General features: G+C 63.8%; 14 protein-coding genes. 7 read left to right on the top strand and 7 right to left on the bottom strand.

From position 1 onward, the window contains the following. Positions 1-259: 259 nt before the first annotated feature. A complete protein-coding gene (locus AAHM41_RS00440; RefSeq protein ID WP_342234515.1) occupies positions 260-1,303 on the top strand; it encodes a terpene synthase family protein in 1,044 nt (347 codons plus the stop codon). Then, on the top strand, positions 1,296-2,627 hold the full coding sequence (locus tag AAHM41_RS00445) for a cytochrome P450 (RefSeq protein ID WP_342234516.1): 1,332 nt from the start codon (positions 1,296-1,298) through the stop codon (positions 2,625-2,627). Before AAHM41_RS00440 ends, AAHM41_RS00445 begins: the two co-directional genes overlap by 8 nt. Positions 2,628-2,976: 349 nt before the next feature. Here AAHM41_RS00445 and bioB read toward each other — a convergent pair whose 3' ends face one another. From bioB to AAHM41_RS00475, 6 genes are all read right to left on the bottom strand, one after another. Further along, on the bottom strand, positions 2,977-3,963 hold the full coding sequence (bioB, locus tag AAHM41_RS00450; protein ID WP_342234517.1) for a biotin synthase BioB: 987 nt from the start codon (positions 3,961-3,963) through the stop codon (positions 2,977-2,979). Further along, a complete protein-coding gene (locus AAHM41_RS00455; protein WP_342234518.1) occupies positions 3,960-4,535 on the bottom strand; it encodes a biotin transporter BioY in 576 nt (191 codons plus the stop codon). The genes bioB and AAHM41_RS00455 overlap by 4 nt, the downstream gene beginning before the upstream one ends. 923 nt (positions 4,536-5,458) lie before the next feature. Further along, positions 5,459-6,445 (bottom strand): quinone oxidoreductase family protein, encoded by a 987-nt coding sequence (locus AAHM41_RS00460; protein ID WP_342234519.1) that lies wholly within the window; start codon positions 6,443-6,445, stop codon positions 5,459-5,461. Positions 6,446-6,559: 114 nt separating this feature from the next. Then, positions 6,560-6,892, bottom strand: coding sequence for a putative quinol monooxygenase (locus tag AAHM41_RS00465; protein WP_342234520.1), 333 nt, complete (start codon positions 6,890-6,892; stop codon positions 6,560-6,562). 15 nt (positions 6,893-6,907) lie between these two features. Next, positions 6,908-7,747 carry an AraC family transcriptional regulator gene (locus tag AAHM41_RS00470; RefSeq protein ID WP_342234521.1) on the bottom strand — a complete coding sequence of 280 codons (840 nt, stop codon included), beginning with the start codon at positions 7,745-7,747 and terminating at the stop codon, positions 6,908-6,910. Positions 7,748-8,349: 602 nt separating this feature from the next. Beyond that, positions 8,350-8,826: an Lrp/AsnC family transcriptional regulator gene (locus AAHM41_RS00475; RefSeq protein WP_342234522.1), complete on the bottom strand. Its 477-nt coding sequence runs from the start codon at positions 8,824-8,826 to the stop codon at positions 8,350-8,352. A 108-nt stretch (positions 8,827-8,934) separates the two neighbouring features. Here AAHM41_RS00475 and AAHM41_RS00480 point away from each other — a divergent pair, with 108 nt between their 5' ends. Both AAHM41_RS00480 and AAHM41_RS40565 read left to right on the top strand, forming a co-directional pair. Continuing rightward, on the top strand, positions 8,935-9,486 hold the full coding sequence (locus AAHM41_RS00480; RefSeq protein ID WP_342234523.1) for an RBBP9/YdeN family alpha/beta hydrolase: 552 nt from the start codon (positions 8,935-8,937) through the stop codon (positions 9,484-9,486). A gap of 72 nt (positions 9,487-9,558) precedes the next feature. Then, the gene (locus tag AAHM41_RS40565; RefSeq protein WP_446719424.1) at positions 9,559-9,921 is read left to right on the top strand and encodes a transposase; all 363 of its coding nucleotides are present in this window, start codon (positions 9,559-9,561) and stop codon (positions 9,919-9,921) included. Between the two features lie 259 nt (positions 9,922-10,180). Here the strand turns inward: AAHM41_RS40565 and AAHM41_RS00490 are convergent, their stop codons facing one another. After that, positions 10,181-13,459 (bottom strand): hypothetical protein, encoded by a 3,279-nt coding sequence (locus tag AAHM41_RS00490; protein WP_342234524.1) that lies wholly within the window; start codon positions 13,457-13,459, stop codon positions 10,181-10,183. A 502-nt stretch (positions 13,460-13,961) separates the two neighbouring features. Here AAHM41_RS00490 and AAHM41_RS00495 point away from each other — a divergent pair. From AAHM41_RS00495 to AAHM41_RS00505, 3 genes are all read left to right on the top strand, one after another. Continuing rightward, positions 13,962-14,918: a hypothetical protein gene (locus tag AAHM41_RS00495; RefSeq protein WP_342234525.1), complete on the top strand. Its 957-nt coding sequence runs from the start codon at positions 13,962-13,964 to the stop codon at positions 14,916-14,918. 163 nt (positions 14,919-15,081) lie between these two features. Beyond that, on the top strand, positions 15,082-16,476 hold the full coding sequence (locus AAHM41_RS00500; protein WP_342234526.1) for an MFS transporter: 1,395 nt from the start codon (positions 15,082-15,084) through the stop codon (positions 16,474-16,476). Between the two features lie 98 nt (positions 16,477-16,574). Next, entirely contained in the window at positions 16,575-20,771 is a 4,197-nt protein-coding gene (locus AAHM41_RS00505; RefSeq protein ID WP_342234527.1) for a LysM peptidoglycan-binding domain-containing protein, read from the top strand. The last annotated feature ends 260 nt before the right edge of the window (positions 20,772-21,031 follow it).

A 21,031-nucleotide genomic window follows, 5' to 3' on the forward strand; every position in this document is an offset into this window, starting at 1 on the left:
TCGAGGAGCATCGCCGGACGTCTTCTTCGTCTGCTCGTGGATGTCCCCGAGAAAACGCGCATATCCTCCTGTCTGCAATCGTCTGAGCCGCAGCGCGCCGGCGGTCAAAATGTCCGGCAGGCTGGCAAGCCAGCGGTTGGTCCCTCTTCGGCGGCATGGAGAGTGTCCCGTCTGATGTCAATATTCTGCCATTGATCCGGGTCATCGGCAGCGCGCCGCCGAGCGTGAAGAGAGTTCGATACGAAGGGGACGTCGTCTCATGCCTGTGATTGACACATCGGTCCTTGCGGCTGGCTTCTGCGATCCTCCGCATCCCCCGACCAACCCGGTCGCGCGCCAAGCCGAAGACGCGGTCATCGAATGGCTCTGGCGGATCGGCTTCCTGACCTCGCCGGCACAGGAGCAGCATCTGCGATCCTTCAAGTTCGGGCTCTACCATGGGATCGCCACCCCGGACGTGGACCTCGAGCATATGGTCCTCGGGCTGATGTGGTTTTGCTGGGGATCGCTCGCCGATGACCAGTACGACAACTACGATTGGGGAGATCGGCAAGGCCGTATGAACGGCATACTGCAGGCCATGCGCGCGTTCCTCGCCAGCGGCCGTCCCGACGGGCTGCCGTCAAACCCCGTGATCGCCGGTTTCGTCGATTTCTGGCCACTCGTTACAGCGAAGCTCTCGGCACCGGGGCGGCAGAGAATATCCAGCCACTTCATGGACTACGTGCAGGCCATCGCATTTCAGAATACATACCATGCCGCAGGCCGCATCCCGGACGCCGCTACCTTCCTGACGATGCGCCGCAACACTATTGGCATGATATTTCAGGCAGATGTTCTGGAGGTCGTGTGCTCACTGCGGGTGCCCGATGTGCTGCGGGATAGTCTATTGTATCGGGAACTCGTCTTGTGCTTTGCCGACACCACCGCCTGGCACAATGACGTGTACGGATTGGAAAAGGACATTGCGGACGGTCAGACCTGCAACATGGTACGTGTGGTCGCAGCGAGCGAAGGGTGCAGCTTGGTCGAGGCCGTGGACCGGGTTCTGGAGCGCGCCAAGGAACGGCAACGGCTGCTGCTCGATCTTCAGGAACGGTTGCCTGAACTCGCCGGCCAGCTCGATTTGCCCTCCGAAGCCGCGAATCAGGCCGCTCGGCTGGCTTTGCATCTCCGCCGCTACGCATACGCCAATTTGGTGTGGATTGGAGAAACCCGTCGCTACGATCTGGATCTTCCGCGCATTCGGGGGACGTTCGGCGACCTCATCGCTCATGAACGAGTTGAGGGCCGCGATGGATAGGCCGCTGCGGGAGGTGCCGGCCGCGCCAGGCAGGTTGCCCATCCTCGGTCACGGTCTGGCGCTGGCCCACGCCCCTCTTCGATTCCTCGAGTCGTTGCGCATTTCAGGCGAAATCGTCCGGATCGACGTCGGCGCCTGGCCGGTCTACATGCTGACGTCTCCAGGCCTGGTACACGAAGCGCTCGTTGCGTATGCGCCATATCTGGTCAGAGGCCGCATCTACAACCGCGCTCGCCCATTGTTCGGAAACGGCCTCGCCGTCTCCGATGGGGAGTTGCACAAGCAGCAGCGGCGGCTTGTCCAGCCGGCGTTCCGCCCTCAGCGGATCGCCGCGTATGCCGACATTATGAGCCGGCGCGCCAGCGAACTCACCCGCTCCTGGCGGGCGGGCCAACAAGTCGCGTTCGACAGGGCGATGCATGAACTGACCCTGCAGGTCGTCGTCAGTGCGCTGTTCTCGGCGGAGATCGACCGCTCGGTCTCGGCAGAGCTGCTGCGGCTTATGCGGGTCATCATGCAAGGCATCGCGTTGCGCGCCGTCCTGCCGAGACGGCTGGACAGCTGGCCGCTCCCCGTGAACCGCCGCTTCACGGCCGCGGCCACTCGGCTGCGGCAGATGGTTGATGAAATCATAATGGCCGGTCGTGGACAGAACCGAGGCGACCTGTTATCGCTCCTGCTTGCTGCGCATGAAGCCGATGGCGGGGCGATACCGGTCTCGCAGATACGGGACGAAGCCATCTCGCTGTTGGTGGCCGGCACAGAGACGCCGGCCACGACGCTCGCTTGGACGTTTCACGAGCTTTCCCGCCGTCCTGAAATTGAACGACGGTTGCACGCCGAGATAGATACGGTCGTTGGAGACGGGCCGATCGGCATCGCCGAGCTTGAGAAGCTGGAATATACGCAACGGGTGCTCATGGAGGTGCTTCGTCTGTATCCTGTACTCATGTTCACGCGGCGGACGATAGCGGAGATCGCGCTCGATGGTGTGTGCATTCCATCTGGAACGGAAATCGCGTACAGCCCCTACGCGTTAAATCGGGATCCGGATCTGTATCCTGACCCGACCGGATTCGATCCGGATCGCTGGCTGCCGGAACGGGACGCACACCTCCCTCCCCGAACATTCACGCCATTCGGTTCCGGCCATCACAGGTGCATCGGGGAAGCGTTCGCCTGGACAGAGATGAGCATCCTGGTGGCGACGATCACTCGTCGCTGGCGGCTGCGCCCCGCCGACGAAAGGCCAGTCCGGAAGGTCGTGGCGGAAGTGCCGCGCCCGGATGCGCTGCCGATGGTTCTCGAGTCTCGCCGACGGTAAGACGGTGACGGGTCGGATATTTGAGGGCCGACGTTGATCGGCGGGTGGCGGCGCGCCCGTCGACTCCGGTCTTCCGTCACGAGCAATGATCAGAGCAAAGAAGACGTTGGCTCTTTAGAATTACGTCTCTGGATTGCTTAGAATATATGCAAAGAGAGTGACTTGGATTCTATATTGGTTTAGAGAATTTGTGGTGTATACCAATCGAATGCATGATCAATTGATGATTGTAGTTCCAAATGATCTTCTGCCTGTCCGCCCCGGCCTTGGACTGCGTACAGCGGTTGGTGAGACTTCGCAGTTCCGCCTGTTGAGGAACCCGGCGGGCGGCGTTGCCTGCTCTGGGCGTTCAGGCAGCCGAGAGGACGTCGCTTTGCTCCAGCGGCTCACTGATCAGTGACAGCCATTTCATGTCATCGCTCGTACCGGCGTTCGGCGTGGTGAGCAGGGTTTCGCCAAAGAAAATCGAATTGGCACCAGCCACGAGGCACAAGAGCTGCACCTCTCGACTGAGATTCGATCGCCCCGCCGAAAGCCGTACCCTAGAGGCGGGCATGACAATCCGCGTCGTCGCGACCATACGCACCAAGTCGAGGGACGCCACTGGAGGTTGACCGGCCAGCGGCGTGCCTTCGACGGGAACCAAAGCGTTGATCGGAACAGTCTCGGGGTGCGGCTCAAAACCGGATAGTATCTGCAGAAGCGAGGCCCGATCATGAACGGTCTCGCCCATTCCAATGATGCCGCCACTGCACAACTCGATCCCAGCCGTGCGGAGCACGGCGAGCGTTTTCAGGCGATCGCCGTAATCACGGGTCGTAACGATCCGGCTATAGTATTCGGGGCTCGTATCGAGATTGTGATTGTAAGCAGTGAGGCCTGCCTCGGCGAGCCGTTCAGCCTGATGCGGCTGTAACATGCCAAGCGTGGCGCAAGCCTCGATACCCAGTGCGCGAACGCCCTTAACCATCTCGATGACGGCATCGAATTCCCGGCCGTCGCGAATCTCCCGCCACGCGGCTCCCATGCAAAAGCGATCGGCGCCGGCTGCTATCGCTTCCGCAGCGATGGCGATCACGTCCTCCGGCTTCATCAAGCTGCCGCGCGCGAGATCGACGTCGCGATGATGAGCCGACTGCGGGCAATACGCGCAGTTCTCTGGGCACCCGCCCGACTTGATCGACAGCAGCTGGGCTTTCTGCATCCTGTTCGGATTATGGTGGAGGCGGTGCGCCGCATTGGCTCGCCCCAAGAGCTCGAGCAGCGGCAGCCTGTAAATTCCCTCGATCTCCTCAATTGTCCACTCGTGCCGGATCCCCGAATTCAGCTCGCTCATTGCCGCGATCCCTGCAAGCGATGGAGAACTTTCGGCACGAGCACGGAACCAAAGGTCACGATGCCAATCTTGAAGACGTCGCCCAAGATGAACGGAGCGACCCCGAAGGCGATCAGCTGATCGGAAGGAATGTGGGTCGCAAGCCACGCCACCCCGAGCCCGTAGATCGGCAGCAAGCCCAGCAGCATTGCGGCCGTGCGGCCGAGCGCGCCTCTCCCCTGAGCGAGCTTGCCGACCAACCAGCAGGCCACGAGGTAGCCCAACAGGTAGCCGCCCGTGGGGCCGGCCATATAAGCAAGTCCGATCCCGCGGGCAGGAGAGCCGGAAAATACAGGCAAACCGACCGTCCCTGCCGCGAGATAGGCAAGAAACACGGACACGGTAAGACGTGGCCCGAAGGTGATGGCAAAGGCCATCACGGCCAGAGTGTGCAAGGTCATCGGCACTGGCCAGAAGGGTATTTGCACCTTCGCGCTCAGGGTCATCATCAATACGCCAGCGAGGATGAGTGGCACTGTCCGCGCAGATCGGCCTAAGAGGCTCTCGTTCGTCAATGCGACGGCGTTGCTCATGGGGCTCTCCAGGTGCGGTGGAGTGGATTGTCCGAGGTTAGAGAGGGGAGTGTTCCAAGATTGTACAAATGCGAACTCCGGGAACCGTTCAGGACCCGTCGCGGCTGATGCCAGCCTTGATCTGACATCGCCGATCTGCTTTGGCTGCCATACACGGGCCCGATCTCCGTGTGCTGCGGCTTGTACCGATCGCGTCTCGCGGCCGGCGCGATCCGAAGCTGCTCGAACCTTTGGCACGAGCGTGCGTGATGTGGGCATGGGCCGCAAATGGCTCACGATTGCGGACGCCACGACGTCGCCCCGATATGACCGCGTCCATATCTGGGCTCTGGTCTCGTTCGTGAAGCGCTCGTCACGGAAACGGGCGTTCCGGCTCTCGACGATGCCGTTCCACATCGATCTGCTGGGCGCGATACCGTCTCAACGACTCTCAACGGTTTGGTCTTTCTGCTATCGCAGGATCGCGCGGGAGGGCCGTTTCGTGCCGCTGCCGGAGACGATCATCGACGGCCGGCCGCGCGCGGCGAGGTGTCGGCGACCAGCACCGGGCGCTCTCGCGTGAAGTCGTCGACCACGACCCGCACGCGGAAGCCCCGCTGGTCCGGTAGCATGTTGGAGACGAAGTCCAGCGGTAGTTCTCTCCCGCGGGAGCACCATCGGTGCCCGCATGCTCATGGCTCGCTTGCGGCCGCCGCGCCGGCGCACGGCCAGCTGTTCTCCTCCCCGCGGATCCGAAACTGCCTCTGGTGGTTCAGCCCGAGGCCCTCTCGCCTCGGCAGCACATACCGGTGCCGACAGCCTTCTTTATCTCCGCCTCCCTCGATCGAAATCAAATTCGAACCAAGGGTGTTTCAGGCGGCGCCGACAGTGGAGGCCTTGCCTCCTGCGGATGCGCCCGTGGCCGTCTCGCGCTTCGTGCGCGATCAGGCGGAGATCTTGAAGAGGCGTTTCCCGTGGCCCGGTTCCTGAAGGCTCTTCCCGATGGCTGCCTTGAAGTCATCCAGGAAATGCGCACCGCTGAGCGGAACCCGGAAGCCAGCATGCCCTGCGATCTCTGCGACCTTCAGCAGCACTTGGTGATCGTGCGCCTGCGGTGGAGCCGAGAGGCGGCGATGGATGTGCGGATGCGGCCGGACCCGCACGACGGACTGATCGAGGATCCGCGGGCCGCCGCAGTGCGCGTGCTCCCCGCCGTTGATGACAAGCCGGGCGGCGGCGGTCATGCTCTGCTCGAGCTCAACCATCGTGGGCCCGCCGACGCTATTGACGACCGCGTCGACGCCCTTACCGGCGGTGATATCCATGACATTGGAGCGGAGCTGACGCGGGTGGCCGGACAGGTCGATGACGCCGGCCGCGCCCAGGGTCCTGAGGTCCAGATCCGGGCGGGACTCATCCACGATCGCGATGACATTGACGCCTCTCGATCTGGCGAATTGCAGCACCAGCATCGAGATCGGCGAGTATCCGGCGATGATGGCAAGCCACTGGCCCGGCCCGACCTGGGCGTGCTCCAGAAGATCCCAGGCGAACATCAACTGAAAGACCTGGCTGCCCTTTCCGATCGGAAAGTCGTGAGGCAAGGGGAGCAGCCATTGGGCCGGTATGGCCGCATACTCGGCCCAGCTGCCGTGGTAGCAGAACGCAACCATGGTTCCGGGCTTGATCGCCACACCCGGTCCGGACTCCCGGACGATGCCGACGCCGTGATTCCCGGCGACCCGCTGTCGGAGCTGCGGCTCGCTTCGTCCCGATCGGGGCTCTGCCAACCGGCAGAGATCGCCGGCATCGATCGATGCAGCGAGCATCTTGACGAGTACGGTGTTGTCCTTCGCTTCAGGAAGCCGCAGCTCGGCAAGGTAGAGGATATCGAGCGGCTGTCCGATTCTGTCGAAGACGATGGCTTTCATTGCTGGTTCCCGGACGACGGATGGCTCGATGCGGGACGCCGGCCCTCATAGGGGCGGGGCCAGTCATCGCGCGGCAGCCCCGATTGGAGAGGTTTCAGAATGCCTTCGGCCGACTCAGTGAACGGAGGGCTGGAGCGTTGCCGAGAGGCTGGGGGCGGTAAATTCGGCGAATGGCTCGAAGAAGGACGTGGCCGGAGGTTCCTCCAGGAGCTGTTCGAACTCTCTGAGTGCGTCCTGGACGTAGGATGAGGCCATGTGAGCCTCGAACGCAGCACGGTCGCGATACCGCTCGACAACCTGAAAATGGGCCGGCTCGGACGCGCTCTGCAGCGCCTGATACGACAAAGCGCCCTCTTCCGAGGCGGTTTGCCTTGCAATGTCGATCAGAAGGTCGCGCACCCGATCGATGGCTTCGGGACGAACAAGAAGAATGGCGATGAAGATCATTGGCGAGGCTCCGGTCTAAGGGTCCGGAAGCATCGCCGCGCCTGTCCATGACGGATTGTAGAAATGCGCACGGCCAGGCACCAACTTTCTCAGCTCGCCGGGCGAGAAGCCGGTGAATTGCCGAAACTCGCGGATCTGCTGGGACTGATCGAAATAGGCCGGGTCCAGCTCGTCCGTCAGCGACGTCAATTCGGGCTTCAGCAGGATTGTCTTGATCGACCGCCTCAGACGCGCCAGTCGGCGAAAGCGGGCAGGGGAGCACCCAGTCGCTGCCCGGAAGCAGTTCTCCAGATGACGCACGCTGATACCGAGACCTTCAGCGATATGAGCGATCGAGACCTGCTTTCGCTCCAATCTCGAGATCGCCACCTCCAGCGATACGCCTGGCCGCGCCGTCGCGATGCGGCTGCCGACGAACCGGCACAGCAGGTGGATGCGCTCCGGGTGGGAGGCGCAGTCCGCCATTTCCTCGATGGCCAGGTTCACGGACGAGCCCCAGAGGCTCTCAAGGTCCGTTTGCCCGTCCGGGAGCGAGGCGACAGAGCATCCGAGGACATGCTCGGCCATCCCCGAGCGGATCCGGAAGGCGATGAAGCCGAGGCCGCCTTGCTGGGCCAGAACCAGGGGACGGCTCCGGAGACGCAGGACGTGGGCGTGCGGAAGGACCGAGCCCTTGGCCGCGCCGATAGTGAGTTCGGTGAGGGGGGCGCCATAGTGGAAGAACAGTTCCGCCCCGCCCGGCCCCGGAAACACTGGGAGAATGTCCAGCCGTTCTCCCAGGCCGGTTTCCCACCCCCATATCCGGTCGATATAGGGCTGCAGGCGCGGCGGTGGCCGGATCTGGAACTTCAACATGTCATCTCCCCCACACTCGTGGGCAGCCTCACGAGATTACCCGGCGGGCACCCTCCGCGCGAACTCAGCCGTGCGAGCCACTCCGACCCGACAGCCTCTCAGGACCGCCCCCATGCATAAAAGGCCATCGCTTTCGCCACGCCGCAGTTCGTGACAAGGTGCGACGGCATCGAAGCCGTGTCGCCGGGGCGCAGCGCCGATGGGATGTCAAATGGGAAGGTCTCGACCGGCTCGGCAAGGCTGAACACCTCATCCCGACAGTGGCCTATTGTCCGGGAGAACATTGGCAGATTTGTCGGAAATCAAAGTGAATATTTTAAATATCTGAAATCGATCGCCATGATGCTGGCCGGATGAAAGGGTCGGCGTTCAATGAGGACGTCGTGCCGAAATAATCCGGCCGCGGCCGGGAGGCCAAGGAAGACGGCTGCTGACGGGGTGGTCGCAGATCGGCCTCGCAGGCGCCTCGCGCGTCCGGCCCGCGGCGTCCTTGCGACGGGCGGCCATAACCTCGCCGGCTGGGCCTGTAGCGGGCCTCCGGGCAGGAATCGCATCTGCCGGATTGTCAACGATGCTCTTCGAACGAACCGTACGCCAACGGATCAGAGCCCCCGGATCAACGCGCGTCCGATGGATTTGGGCGGCTCGCTGTGCAGCACGAGGGACGTTGTCACCGATCCGAACCTCGCGATCGAATCCACGATCGTCTCGAGCTGCCCTGGCGACGGCACCAGAATCTTCAGATGAAAGCAGTCCTCTCCCGTTAGCCGCAGCACCTCCATGACCTGGGGCATTTCGGAGAACTGCTTCAGACACGCCCGGATGTGCTCATGCGTCGTACGCAGTCGGACGATCGCCATCATTCCCAGCCCCAGGCTGGCGGGGTCGATCCGTGCTCCATAGCCGGTGATGGTGCCGCGCTCCTCCAGCCGCTTGACCCTTTCCGAGGTCGCCGGTTGCGAGAGGCCGATCCTGCGGCCAAGTTCCGAAATCGCAATCCGACCGTCTTCCTGCAGCGTCTCAAGGATCGCAATGTCGGTCGGGTCGAGGAGGGGGCGATCACTTCGGATCGACGACATAGTGTGCCTTAAATCTATTGGAAATCGGACGGATTTTCCGATGATTGCCCATTCCCGACAACGACGGAAGCTGCCACCTCTCGTATTCATCTGCGCTGAGAGGACGGCATGGCCAACATAGTCATTCTACCCGGCATCGGTGGTTCAGGCGAGGCGCATTGGCAAACGCATTGGCAGCGAAGGCACCCGGGCGCCATCCGTCTTCAGCCGACGAGCTGGGACCTGCCGGACCTGGCTGACTGGATGGCGGCGCTGGATCGCGCCGTCGCCGCCACCGGCGGAGTGCCGTTGCTGGTTGCGCACAGCCTCGCCTGCCTTCTGGTCGCCCATTGGCAGAGCGCTTCTTCTCTCCCCGTGGCGGGGGCCTTCCTCGTCGCTGTTCCCGATCCGGAATCCGAAGCCTTTCCGATAGAAGCCGCCGGATTCGCCGGCGTGCCGGAGGGTAGGTTCCGCTTCCCCTCCCTCATCGTCGCAAGCTCCGACGATCCCTATGGAGAGATCGAGTACGCCAGGGCGCGGGCGGCCCAATGGGGCAGTGATCTCGTCGAGATCGGAGCGTTCGGACATATCAACAGCCAGAGCGGCCTTGCGGACTGGCCTAGCGGATCAGCCCTGTTCCAGGCCTTTGCAACCGGAGCTCAACCCTGTGTGAAGCGCTGAAAAGGTTCTGGCCACGAGGATGCGAGGGTCTCTCGAAATGGACCAATCGACAGGCGGGGCTGCGGCATACAGATATCCGCTTCCCGCCCGGTCGAGAGCGATTGGCCGTATCTCCGGATCGGCGCAGTCCACGGCAGGGTGCGCCGCATCGTCTCGGTGGCCGTGATCCTCGGGTCAGATCCGAGAACCGCCATCGGCGTGAACCCCGACGGTCGTTGTGAGGCGCGGGACATGGACATCGGCCCGTCAGAGGTCGAGTCTTTGTGGACCGGGGCCCTGCGCCAGCTCGCCCGCCACGGCCACAAGCTTTTGGTGCATCAGCGTGCTTCGCAGTCACGACGGCCCTTTCGGCAGACCTCGCAGCGACCTGGTGGCGGCTTCCGGCAGGCCGCGCGGTGGTTTTGGCTCATGCCCCCTCCGGCGCGCGCGGCTTGATGCGGGCCGTCCACGGGAAAAGCCGGGGCGGGAAAGCCGCATGCCTGGATCCGTGAGGGTGAAGCCGAATGGCCGTGCTGTGTGGCCATGGCCTGGGTAGCCGTAGGAAGCGTGGAAGTTCCGGAAGAGTCGACTGCACGTATCGGCTGTTCGAGAACGTAGATTGGCAGCAATTCCGTCCAGCCAATTCTCGTAGATCCGTTCGCCGTACCTGCTGTCAACTCCCGATGACAATGGCCGGACCGCAGAGAATCAAGGATCACCTTCTGAGTAGCGGCAGTCCGTTCTTTCTTGCCCAGCCAAGAAAGGAATTGGCCGGCGTCGAGCCGGGGGTCTTGCGATAGGATTTCGTAAAGCGCGCGACATTTTCAACCTGGTCTATCGACCAGGAGTTCATAACCTGGGCTCTCTCCTCCTCGGTGTATCCGAGATAGGAGAAGCTTTCCTCCAGCATGGCGCCGGCGGTGACCCGACTGGCGTCGGGCGCCGGCCACTGGGTCGTGCCCAGATGGACCGCGCGATCCTCACGAACACCATGGGCTTTGAACTGCTCGACCTCCGCTGGCGCGTAGCGTGGCATTGGGATGCCGTTCTCCGACGCCCAGTCCAGAGCTGCCTGAGTGATATTCTCCGCGGGATGAGTGTCATAAGACTTGATGAACGTGGCGAAGCGGTCGGCTTGGTCCGGGGTCCAGGTATTCAGGACCAGGCCGATGTCGGTCGGCGTATAGCCGAGCTTCCAGAAGGCCGCCATGAGAACGGGGCCGGCGCTGCGCTGGTCCGGGCCGGCGATCATCATGTGCTTGGCGACGGACTCGGCGACGCCACCCCTCGCGCCCATCGCTTCGAGCCAGCGAGTGTCCGTCCCGTCATATCGGTGCGCCTCGTCGTGCAGGCCCTTCCCGTAGTTGATGGTGGAAGCGAGCATCATGAGCACCGCCCCGACGCCGGTCCAGATCACAGCGCCGCGACGCGCCAGAAACCCCAGCGGCCCGCGTAACGTCCCGCCGTTCCCGACGACTGGCGCGCTGGTTTCCAACGCGAGCTGGAAGCCGGGGCCGGCAGCCAGGAAGGCCAGATCTCCGAGAGCGCTGATCGACAGGGCGATCCCCCGGGCGACATCGCCGCGTGAGAAATAGACCGCCGCGTTGATGCCATCGGCGAAAGTGTAGAAGAAGTCCGCCGTATCCTTGAGCGCGCCCGCCGCAATGTGCTTCAGCCATCCTTTCAGGGACGCACCGACCCCCAGCCGATCAATCCGTGTCGCGGCGGCCGTGTACAGCTGATAGACCGGGGTCGCGGCGTGCCCGCTCTCCGCGACAGTGCCGAAGATCGCGGCCTTCCAGTCGCTCGGGAGCGCCATGTTGGCGGCCTGGGACAGGGCCACGCTGGCATGCAGCGGGACATAGAGCTGGTCGATCCAGTCCGGACTTTCCGAAAGAAAAGCCGCACTCTTGGCAAAGAGAAACGAGCTCAGCCCTCCGGACGCTCGACTGAGAACGTTGACGTTGAGACCTCGGACGGTAGCCGATTCCGGCGCGCCGGCCAGGACGTTTCGGAATGTGCTGTCGGGCATCGCGCGCCGCAGGCTCTCGGTCATGGCGAAAGTCGCAAAGAGGCGGCTAGATCGTTCGAGCCAGAGCGAGTTCGGGGCCTTGGTGATCGGCGCCCCCGCGGATGCCTCGAGCTTGGGCAGGACGTTGACGGCCTCAAGCACCGACATCACCCTGGTCGGGTCTGTGGGCACGCCGGGGGGCGCATTCCCCGACACCGCATCGAGGTCGAAGCCCTCGGTGCCCCGCAGAGCGCCCGTGTAGAGGTTGACCGCGAGATCAATGCTCTCGCGACGTTCCCTCAGCCGTGTCAGCTGCTGTCCGTCCCCCTCCAACGTCTGTGCCAGCTCGGGCGACGCGGCGAGCAGCCTGTCGACCTGTGCTGCCTTCTCTTCATCGGTGAGGCCTGCTCCCCACGTCTCCATGGGCACGGTAATAAATGCGGCATCGTCGCTCATCTTCTTGGCATGAGTCACCTCGGCGTCACCGAAGTTCTCGATGGCCTTGCGAGCCGCCCAGATCGCACCGTCTCGAAGATCGAGGTATGCGTTGCGGCCGGGCTGGCCCTGTTGCCTCAGCCGTGCGCTCTCGGCATTGCCGAGCTCACCTGCCTTGCCGGCAATTGCCAGTGCCAAGGCGGCGTTGCCTCCTTCATCGTCGGCCAGAAGCTGAGGCAGGAGAACCGGGCTCAGCAGATTGCTGCTGCCGATCGCTTTCCCGACGATCGTCTCCGCGAGAAGATCGACGGACTGCTTGCCTTCCCCTAGTATGCTGGCGTCGCCATAGATGGCGTTCTGGCTGACACGGGCCAGGTTCTGGATGACCGCAACACCCTCGCGCTGATCGCCACTCGACGGAATTGCGGCAACAACGTCGACGCTGCGCGAGATGATGCCCTGGACACGAGGATCGCTCATGATCCGGCCTGCGACGCCGGGAAGGGTCCGGTCTGGATCGAGGCCGGCGAGTTCCTGGGTAAACGCTTTGGCGCCTTCCAGCCCGCCCTGGCCCCAGGCGAGTTGAAGGTTCCGCACCGGCCGCTCGAGAAAGATCTCCTCATGAGCCGCGCTCACGCCCGCCCGGACCGCCGAGAGATAGGCCTGAGCGTCGCCCCCCGTATACGTGCTGTAGACACCGGCCCGCTTCAGCATGGCGGCCGAGATCGCCTCTGGAGATGTCTTGTCCCCGAGATCTGCCTGAGTGGTATCCGCCAACCCGATGAGGCGCTGCTTCACGGTGGCTGTGACCGTGTCATAGCGACCGTCCTCGCCGAGCCGCTGTAAGGCGCCTGTGCCCTCGAGGACCCGATCGTCGACACGCCACTCGTTCTCCTTCGCCGTCCGGGCGCTTCGCACGGCCTCCATCCACGTCGGATCACCGACGCCGCGGATCTGGATCGGTCCGATGATCTCGTCCATGTTCGGCGCCCCCTGGCGCGTGGCCGCGTAGTCGATCTCCTGCGAGATCTTGGCGACGAGGCCTTCTTTTGCCTCATCCCGCTCCACCGCGGCGAGCGTCGGATCGGTGGCTTTGGCTGTCAGCGAGCGCTGCTCTTCGAGGTAGCCCAGTCGCGTAGTGTTGAGGGTGAAGACAATATCCGAAGACTTCAACCGGCGGTCGAGGTTGGGTGATGCCGCCGGGCGGCTGCCGAAAGGTTTGGGATCGAGCATGGGGGTTGCTGCCAGCTGCGCCTGCAGCATGGCGTTGTCGTGAGGATCGACGCCGCCCTTGCGGATGTAGATCCTGAAGGGCCAGTCAAAGCCGAGCGACGAGGCCAGAATGCCCTGGAGAGGCTCCCGAAAGCCGAATGTCCCGGTGGCGGTCTGAGGAAGGTCGGACAGCAGTTGTCCGGAGGCTGCGGTGGAGAGAGGCGAGGCTGTCCGGATCGCCGGGGCAGGGAGCAGGTCTCCGACCGGGAAGACGGAGTCCGACGAAGGCTCCGCCTCCATCCGCTCGCTGTCGCTCTCTATCGGCCGGAGCGACATGGCCGTCCCGTCCGCTTGGTCATGCGGGCCGCGGCAGTGGAGACGACGGAGGCTTTGGCCGTGGGAGAAGGACGGCGGCGCCGCCCGAGCCTGGGATCCGGCGCGACACTGATGTCATGCCGATGGCGCTGGCTTCCGACACACAGGCGGGCCGATTCGGAGTCGTGTGAGAGTGTTTTCATCTGCTGATATATTGGCTCTTGAGAAATAAAAGACCGATCATATCGTTTCTGTATAGGAATACAATGATGCATCGATGATCGAGAGGGTGTCGCGACATCTGAAAGTAATCCTCTCATCTATGTATTCGATAACTGGTATTGAGGGATTTTGATTGCTTCGGAGCGAGTGAGGCGGCAAGAGGTCGGGGCGCCTTGCAGTACTGCCGCCGCGGCCGCGGCGGGAGGGCAAGGACTTTCGCGAAGGCCTGTTCGGGGAGGGCCGGCATGCGGCTCGACCGAGCTTTGCTGGGCCGCATTACGTCATCGGGATGGGGGCGCTTGTGACACGCATCGGAGCGGTTCACGTCGACGCTGCGGTCGATCGGCTTGGCGACGGCGCCGCGGAAAGCGAAAAGGCGCTATGGAACGCGGCTGTCGGCCGCGCAAGGGAAAGTCAGCCGATCCTGCCGACGCCGGACGACCTGGGACTGAACGAAGAAGGGGGCGGACACTCCTTCGCCGATGCAGGCATCTTGCACAATGTCTTGGAGATCCTGGACCAGGTTCCCGGCTGCACGGAGCCGAGGATAAGGGAGACCGTCAGGCCCTGGGTGTCATTTCTTCGAGAGCAGTGGCCGACACCGGATCAGTATCTGGAGAAGCGCGGCCAGGGAGGGCATCGCCCTCCGGCCCTCTTCTTCGGCGATGCCCCCTTGGTGACGCCTGCTCTCCACGGGAGCAGCCTGGACAGATTCTCGGTGCGGGCGGCCGAAAAGGAGAATCTAAGGCTGTTCCTGGAAACAGTTCCACCCGACCAGCGGAGCGGCGTCGTGGACAGCATGCTCGAATTCTTCACCGTGGCTAAAGATGTTTACTCGCTTGAGCCGGAAGATCGGTTGGAAGACCAGAGGGCCGCCGATGTGCGGATGGATTCCATCGTGGCCGAGGTGGCCGTCGAGATGAACATTGTTTTCGACTGGAGGCTGGCCAACCAGCACGCGAAGGAGCCCTACTTGGGACTATACCCCGGGTTCGATGCCGCCTTGGCCGACGTACAGCGGCGCGGACTGACCGAACCCGACCAGATTCGAGAGGCGATCAAGCCGGCTTTTGACGCCTCGATGCACCTGCTTCCGCCGAAGCGGCGAGTCAAGGAGCTGGTCCGCATTCTCGGAAATGAGGAGCTTCCCGAAGTGGCGCGGCGGCAGGCGGTGCAGAGCTATCGGAATACCGTCTCGGAGCAGGAGTTCTACCGGACATTTCTGGAGCTGATGAAGCTGCGTGTATGGGGTGGATGAGGTGCTGCGGAGATCGGACAAGACCCTCTTGCCGTGTCTGCGGACAGGGGATCGGTGGTCTGGCTCTTAAGTGGTTCGCTTTCGTACAATCCCCGGCCGTCACGCCCCCGCAAACTGACGTTCCGATCCGGCCTCTTCGAGCGGCGGCCGCAAGGAGGTCTGAATGGGCCGTCCCGTTCCCGGTGCCCAGGTTTGGCTTGCGACTGGCAGTTTCGCCATCGGCATGGAAGGGCTGATGATCGTGGGGCTGCTGCCCGCAATCGCACGGGATCTTCAGGTATCCGTCGCCGACACCGGGGTCCTCGTCACGGTCTTCGCGATCGCCTATGCGATCGGGTCGCCTGTCCTGTCGGCCCTGTGCGCGGGCGTCGACCGGCGCCGTGTTCTCGTGCTCGCGCTTCTGTCCTTCACCCTCGGCAATCTTTTCGCGGCGGTGACGGAGGGCCTGTGGCAGTTGATCGCGGCCAGGGTGGTGCTGGCTCTCAGCGCGGGGCTGTTCATCCCGACGGCCTATGCGGCGGCAGCCGGCCTCGTGGGGCCGGATCAGCGGGGGCGGGCGATCGCGGCCGTGACCGGCGGCATGACCGTGGCGACGGCGCTCGGGGCGCCGCTCGGCCTGTGGGTCGGCGCCCATGCCGACTGGCGCACGACCTTTCTGGTTGTTGCCGGCTTCGGCTTGGTCGGAGTCCTTGGCCTGGGTCTTGGGTTGCCGCCTCGCATGACGTCCCGAGCAAGTACTCTTGCCGAGAGATTGGCTGTTGCCCGCCGGCCGGCGGTGCAGCACGCGCTCCTCGTGACCTTCTTCAAGATCACCGCCGGCTTCGCCTTCCTCACCTTCATCGCGCCGTTTCTGATGGAGGCGGCCGATCTGGGGGCGGATGGCGTCAGCGCCATGTTATTCGTCTTCGGGGTGGGCGCCGCGGTCGGCAACGTCCTGGGAGGCCAGCTCGCGGATCGCATCGGCCCGCTCCGGGTGCAACTCGGGGCACTGGGCGGCCTGACGCTGTCGCTGGTCTGTCTGTCCGCGGCCGCTGGTCTGCCGGCCCGGCAGGCGTTGATCGCCTTCGTTCCTCTGGTGCTGGTCCTGAGCATCTTCAACTGGGCATTCAATCCCGCGCAGATCGTGCAACTGATCCGTCTCGCGCCGGATATGGGGACGGTGGCGGCCTCGCTCAACTCATCGGCCCTCTATGCAGGCATGGCCTTCGGGTCGCTGGTCGGAGCGGTCACGATCTCTTGGGGTGACGTCCGGGACCTGGGCTGGGTGGCGTCGATATGCTCTGTTGTCGCCCTTGCGATCCTCGCCGCGGCTGCCCGGCGTGAGATTTCTCGTTCCAGCGCCCGAACTCCGGGGATGACGGAGCTCGTGACTGAGACAGGGGCGGGAGGCAGGCCGGCGCACCAGAACGGCTTGCCGCTGCTGCCGGATGACGATCGGAGGTCTTCAGCAGAGAGAGCCGAGCGTTGGTCTCCCATGTCAGTCTCGTCCGTGGAAGGAAGAAACTGTTCTCGCTCACATACGTCAATAATCCGACGTATACTCTATTTTTATCTATAATTTATGTTCGAATCAATAGATTTTGTCACGGATATATAATTTTTATCTGGATATTCGTTCGATATATTTTGCCGTCAATCGATTCTTCGCGAGATATCATGTCCCTTCGTCCTGTTGGTTTCCCGAGCCGTGTTCCCTCCCTCGCGCCTTCAGCCGCCGATCCCGCGGCAGACTGGGATAGAGAGGTCCGGCAGGCTCTCGACGCACGGGCCAGGTTTGATCAGCAGCCGGCGCGGATCCGATCCGATGAGCAGGCGATCCCGGTCCAGCCAGGCGACACGCTCTACGGCATCTCGCACGGCGAGCTGAGGGAGATCCGTTCCCGCAACCCGCAGATCGGGAACCCGGACAGAGTCCGGGCGGGTGACGTCGTCTTCGTGCGGAAGGAGATGCCTCCGCCCTTCACGGCGAGCTACGACCCGAAATCCCAACTCGAACCAGCTCTCCGCGCGACACTCGCGGCGCGGTATCTCGGCGGTGTGGTCAACGGACAGTCGAGCCCGATGCCGGAGGAGGCCTATGGCGTATCGACGGACGAACTCGCCGAAGCGATGTCGGGAGGCAATCCCCTGGAAGGGGCGGCGCTTGCCAGTGTTTATGGCGGCCACGACATCGTCACCGGCGACATTCGCAAGCCTCTCTGGGAAGAGATGGGGATCTCCCGGCAGGATTTGCAGATGCTCCTGGTGGAGAAGCCGTGGGAGGTCGCATCCCATCACCTCGGTCGGAACGTCTCTTCCGAGGGCTATGCACGGCTCCAGAAGACAGACGGACCGCTCGGCAGTCTGCTGAACATGGGCGTCGATCCGGCGACCGCACTGTCGATCCAGGCGACCTGGAGCGCGCATTTTCATGGCGGCTACGACCCGGTCACTCAGGCGTCTCTACAACCGGTATGGGAACGTTGGGGCCTGAGATCAGCCGACCAGCTGCAGCCGCTGTTCGAGAATACGCCGATCGCAACGGCCAAGCTTGTCGATCTGACGGGCGGAAAGGACCCGATTACGGGTGAGGACCTCAAGGCACCCTGGGGCGATGCGACCACGCAGGCCTACGGCGCGGCCCAGCTGAAGACGGCCCAGGAGATTCTCGGCATCGGGATTCTGCCGGACGTACGGACGGTCGTGCCCGCCGAGGATGCGGAGGCCTTCGCGCTCGGCTTCACCACGCCCAGCGGCGAGAAGCAGCTCAGATACATCAATCCCATCGAGTATGCGCAGTCGCCGGCAATGCGCAACGCGCTCCAGATGCTGGGCGGCAACCTGATGACGAGAGGGATGACGGATCCGTTGGGAGGGGTTGGCTTGTTTGGCCTCGTGAAAGGATACCCCTCGCGCTTCATCGACAGGGCGGCCTCGATCCTGCCCCGCGCGAACGGGTCCGCATCGGCCAGCTCCCCCGTCCCGGAGACCCGGGAGGTCAAGTACCAGGCGCATGGGTTCTTCCAGGTCGATGCGGTCAACGGCGGTGCGGTCTGGCTCGTCAAGCTGCAGCGCCTGCCGAAGGCGACGGAGGCCGAGAAGCAGGCGGCGAAGATGCTCAACCGACCTGTGACGGATCCGGATTCGCAGTTTGTCAAGGTTACGGGCCATTGGACCGATGCCGGCGGCGGCGTCACGGTTTTCAGCGGGCGGAGTGACGAAAGCAAGACCTTCGACGGCAAGGTGGACGACCTTGATCCCGAGGACAGCCGGGGCCGGACGCCGGCGATCACCGGCGTCAACTGGATGAATGCGCCGGATGGAACGGCCGAGCGCCTCGGTGGAGCGCTCGCGGCGCCCTTCGGCCTGCTCGGGTCGCCGATGCCTCTCAACTCCCAGCCCCATCACTCCTACGGGCTGCAGTTCCAGATGGGAAAGACCGAAGCGGGTGACTGGGTGCCGAGCGGCATCGGCACCGTGACGGAATGGGGCACCAGCCGCTACCAGATCTGGCCGATGGTCACCTGGGATCCCGATGGGGGCGGGCTGACCGGCGGCAGCATCTGGGGCGGCACGGGATGGACGCTCGGGCAGGTGGGGATCCATTCCGATCCAAGCCGGCCCACGACCCGCTTCGACCTGCTGGGTGGCGCCGACGGCCGGACGCCGAGCGTGAGCTACTCGGATCCATCGGTCTTCGCCTTCGATCTGGGGGGCATGTACGGCAGGGGCGGCCGGGCTCTGGGCCTCGGATTCAGCACGGACCGGTCGAGCAATGTGGAGGTCTCGGTCGATGTCGTCGACGGTGATGCCGACGGAGCCGAACGGAAGGCAAAGGAATATCACGGTAAGCTGGCCCGCGGGGGGGTCTCGCCGCTCGACCTGCCGACCGGCGTGCGGGTCGCGTCGACCTCGCAGGACTCCTCCTCCATGCGGGTCATGGGATTTCTCTGGTATCTCAATGCGGGAGTCAGCCGCGGCCGAGGAACGAGCATCACGACCAATATCAGCCGGACCGGCGGGGACACCTGGACGGTGGCACGGTACGACGAGCCGCGGAGTGACTGGTCCTGGAACGTCGGGGTGTTCGGTGTGGGACCCGGCGGCCATTCTTGGGATGCGCACATGGCAGGCGAATCCCTGCAGATCACGGTGCCGGCCGACCCGAATGGCAGGCCGGTTCTGCAGCCGTGGACGCGCGCGGCGCTCGATCGCTATCTGGCTGACGGGCTGCTTCCCGAAGCGACCTCCATGGAGGGGCGCTTCCAAGGCGACGCGGCGGAGACGTACCGGACCGTGCGCGGCACCTTCATTCGAGCGGAGGTCGCCTTGAACGAGGCGAAGTCAAAGCCTGGCTCGGCCGATCCGGCTCAAGAGGAAGCGCGTCGGACCGCGGTGTCGGCGGCGGAGCGTGCTTACGGCGAGGCACGAGGGGATCTCAATGATTTCCTTCGGCGCCACCTCAAACCCGGCGACATGATCGCGCCGGGACTCAAGATCGTCTCCCTCAGCAGGCGCGATACGGAAGGCCACAGGCCGACCCTCCTCGTCCCGCTCGCCAGCAAGACGATCACGCGCGGCGAGACGAAGACCGAGAAGAGCACCTACCACAGCTACGAGCTGATCCGGAAACCGATGTTCGGGTGGGAGTCTGAGAATCAGCACGCGCAGCGGACCGGGCAGGGAAACGATCTCTACCAGCTTTCCAGCTCCGGCACCGCCGCTGGCGACGACGGCCATATCAGCAAGTACCTGCCGCTTTCCGTGCTGGAGGCTGTATCGAGCAGGAGCATCTATGAACCCTCCTGGCAGGCTGCCGTGCAGAGGAAGGCAGACCTTCTGGGGACGCTCTCGGTTCAGTTCACGGACGAACAGATCGTCGCGCTCGGCAAGTCCCTGAGCATCGGCTCTGATGGCACGCGGCTGTGGGGGTCTTTCGCCAGCCGGGCGAGCGGTGCCCTGGGAGAAGGCTCCTTTCTCCGGAAGAACCCGGAATATCGCGACAATCTTGGAGATGCCTACAACCTGTCGCTCGACGCGGCTGAGGTGGCGGAGAGCTATGATCTCACGGACAAAGCTGTCCTGGGGCGAACATTCGCTGTGGTCGACACACCCGAGGCCTTTTCGCGGCTTACCGAGAGGGAGCAGGACGCGTTCGTCGATATCATCGCCCGGACCGGCTCGGCCGACCATTCGCCCTTCGAGGTCGTGGCGCTGATTTCGGCCGCGCCGTCAGAAGACAGGCGTTCTTCGATGTTCAAGCGGGTGATCGAGACTGTCGCCGAGCAGGAGCACCCGTTCTTCATGAACACCAACGGCGGCGCCGTGCTCGATCCCGCAACTCTCGGACCGAACGACCGCGGCCCCGAGAGGGTCGTCTATTTCGAGGATCCGACCGTCGAATTTGTCCGCTTTCTCGAACAGGACGTAACGGATCAGGAGATCCGAAGCCGCTTCCTGCAGCAGAGCGGGTTCGAGGGGAGGCTTCCTTCCGCCATCGAGAGCCGGAGGGGGAGGCCGATCGATGAGCTGGAAAGGGAGGCCGGAGAAAGGTACGGCGAGAGAACGACGCTGACCTACACCTTGGGGCCGATGGCACCGGTCCGGTATCTGGACGTCGATGCGTCGGCGATGGTCGGCATCCTCGTGGCTGTCGCCGAGCAGAAGGGCAGCGATGAGGCCTGGGCCTTGATGAGACGGCGCGGGATCGTGCCGGCGGAGATCTTCGGGCGGCTCAGGACCGATGACGGCGAGCAACAGATCCTGCGCGGCGCGCTGGTCGACGTGCTGCGCCCCGGATCCATCGGCCAGAGCGCGGCCGACGTCGAACTGATCAACCGTGAGGCACAGACAGTCGAGGATTATTTCCGTTGACCCCGCCCGGCCTGGCTGAGCCCTGTACGGGGGCGAGGCTGCCGATGGCTCGCATCTCGCCGGGGGCCGCGGATCGAGTGGCAGGCGTCGGGCTGCGTCAATCGGAGGCCGGCCACCCTGCGGTGGGCCGGCGCCAGGGCCACATATCGGAGAGACGATGCTTGAGGGCCGCTGATGGACGAGGGGGCTGGCTCAGAGGACGAGATGGTATTCCCGTCGTTGCGGGTGTTCGGCGGCCCACATCGAGGTCGAGGGGCTCT

The sequence above is a fragment of the Inquilinus sp. OTU3971 genome (assembly GCF_038440215.1).

Excerpts from the sequence above, each read along its gene's own strand:
- AAHM41_RS00440 (WP_342234515.1), top strand. The coding sequence starts at position 260 with ATGCCTGTGATTGACACATCGGTCCTTGCGGCTGGCTTCTGCGATCCT.
- AAHM41_RS00445 (WP_342234516.1), top strand. The coding sequence starts at position 1,296 with ATGGATAGGCCGCTGCGGGAGGTGCCGGCCGCGCCAGGCAGGTTGCCC.
- bioB (WP_342234517.1), bottom strand. The coding sequence starts at position 3,963 with ATGAGCGAGCTGAATTCGGGGATCCGGCACGAGTGGACAATTGAGGAG.
- AAHM41_RS00455 (WP_342234518.1), bottom strand. The coding sequence starts at position 4,535 with ATGAGCAACGCCGTCGCATTGACGAACGAGAGCCTCTTAGGCCGATCT.
- AAHM41_RS00460 (WP_342234519.1), bottom strand. The coding sequence starts at position 6,445 with ATGAAAGCCATCGTCTTCGACAGAATCGGACAGCCGCTCGATATCCTC.
- AAHM41_RS00465 (WP_342234520.1), bottom strand. The coding sequence starts at position 6,892 with ATGATCTTCATCGCCATTCTTCTTGTTCGTCCCGAAGCCATCGATCGG.
- AAHM41_RS00470 (WP_342234521.1), bottom strand. The coding sequence starts at position 7,747 with ATGTTGAAGTTCCAGATCCGGCCACCGCCGCGCCTGCAGCCCTATATC.
- AAHM41_RS00475 (WP_342234522.1), bottom strand. The coding sequence starts at position 8,826 with ATGTCGTCGATCCGAAGTGATCGCCCCCTCCTCGACCCGACCGACATT.
- AAHM41_RS00480 (WP_342234523.1), top strand. The coding sequence starts at position 8,935 with ATGGCCAACATAGTCATTCTACCCGGCATCGGTGGTTCAGGCGAGGCG.
- AAHM41_RS00490 (WP_342234524.1), bottom strand. The coding sequence starts at position 13,459 with ATGTCGCTCCGGCCGATAGAGAGCGACAGCGAGCGGATGGAGGCGGAG.
- AAHM41_RS00500 (WP_342234526.1), top strand. The coding sequence starts at position 15,082 with ATGGGCCGTCCCGTTCCCGGTGCCCAGGTTTGGCTTGCGACTGGCAGT.
- AAHM41_RS00505 (WP_342234527.1), top strand. The coding sequence starts at position 16,575 with ATGTCCCTTCGTCCTGTTGGTTTCCCGAGCCGTGTTCCCTCCCTCGCG.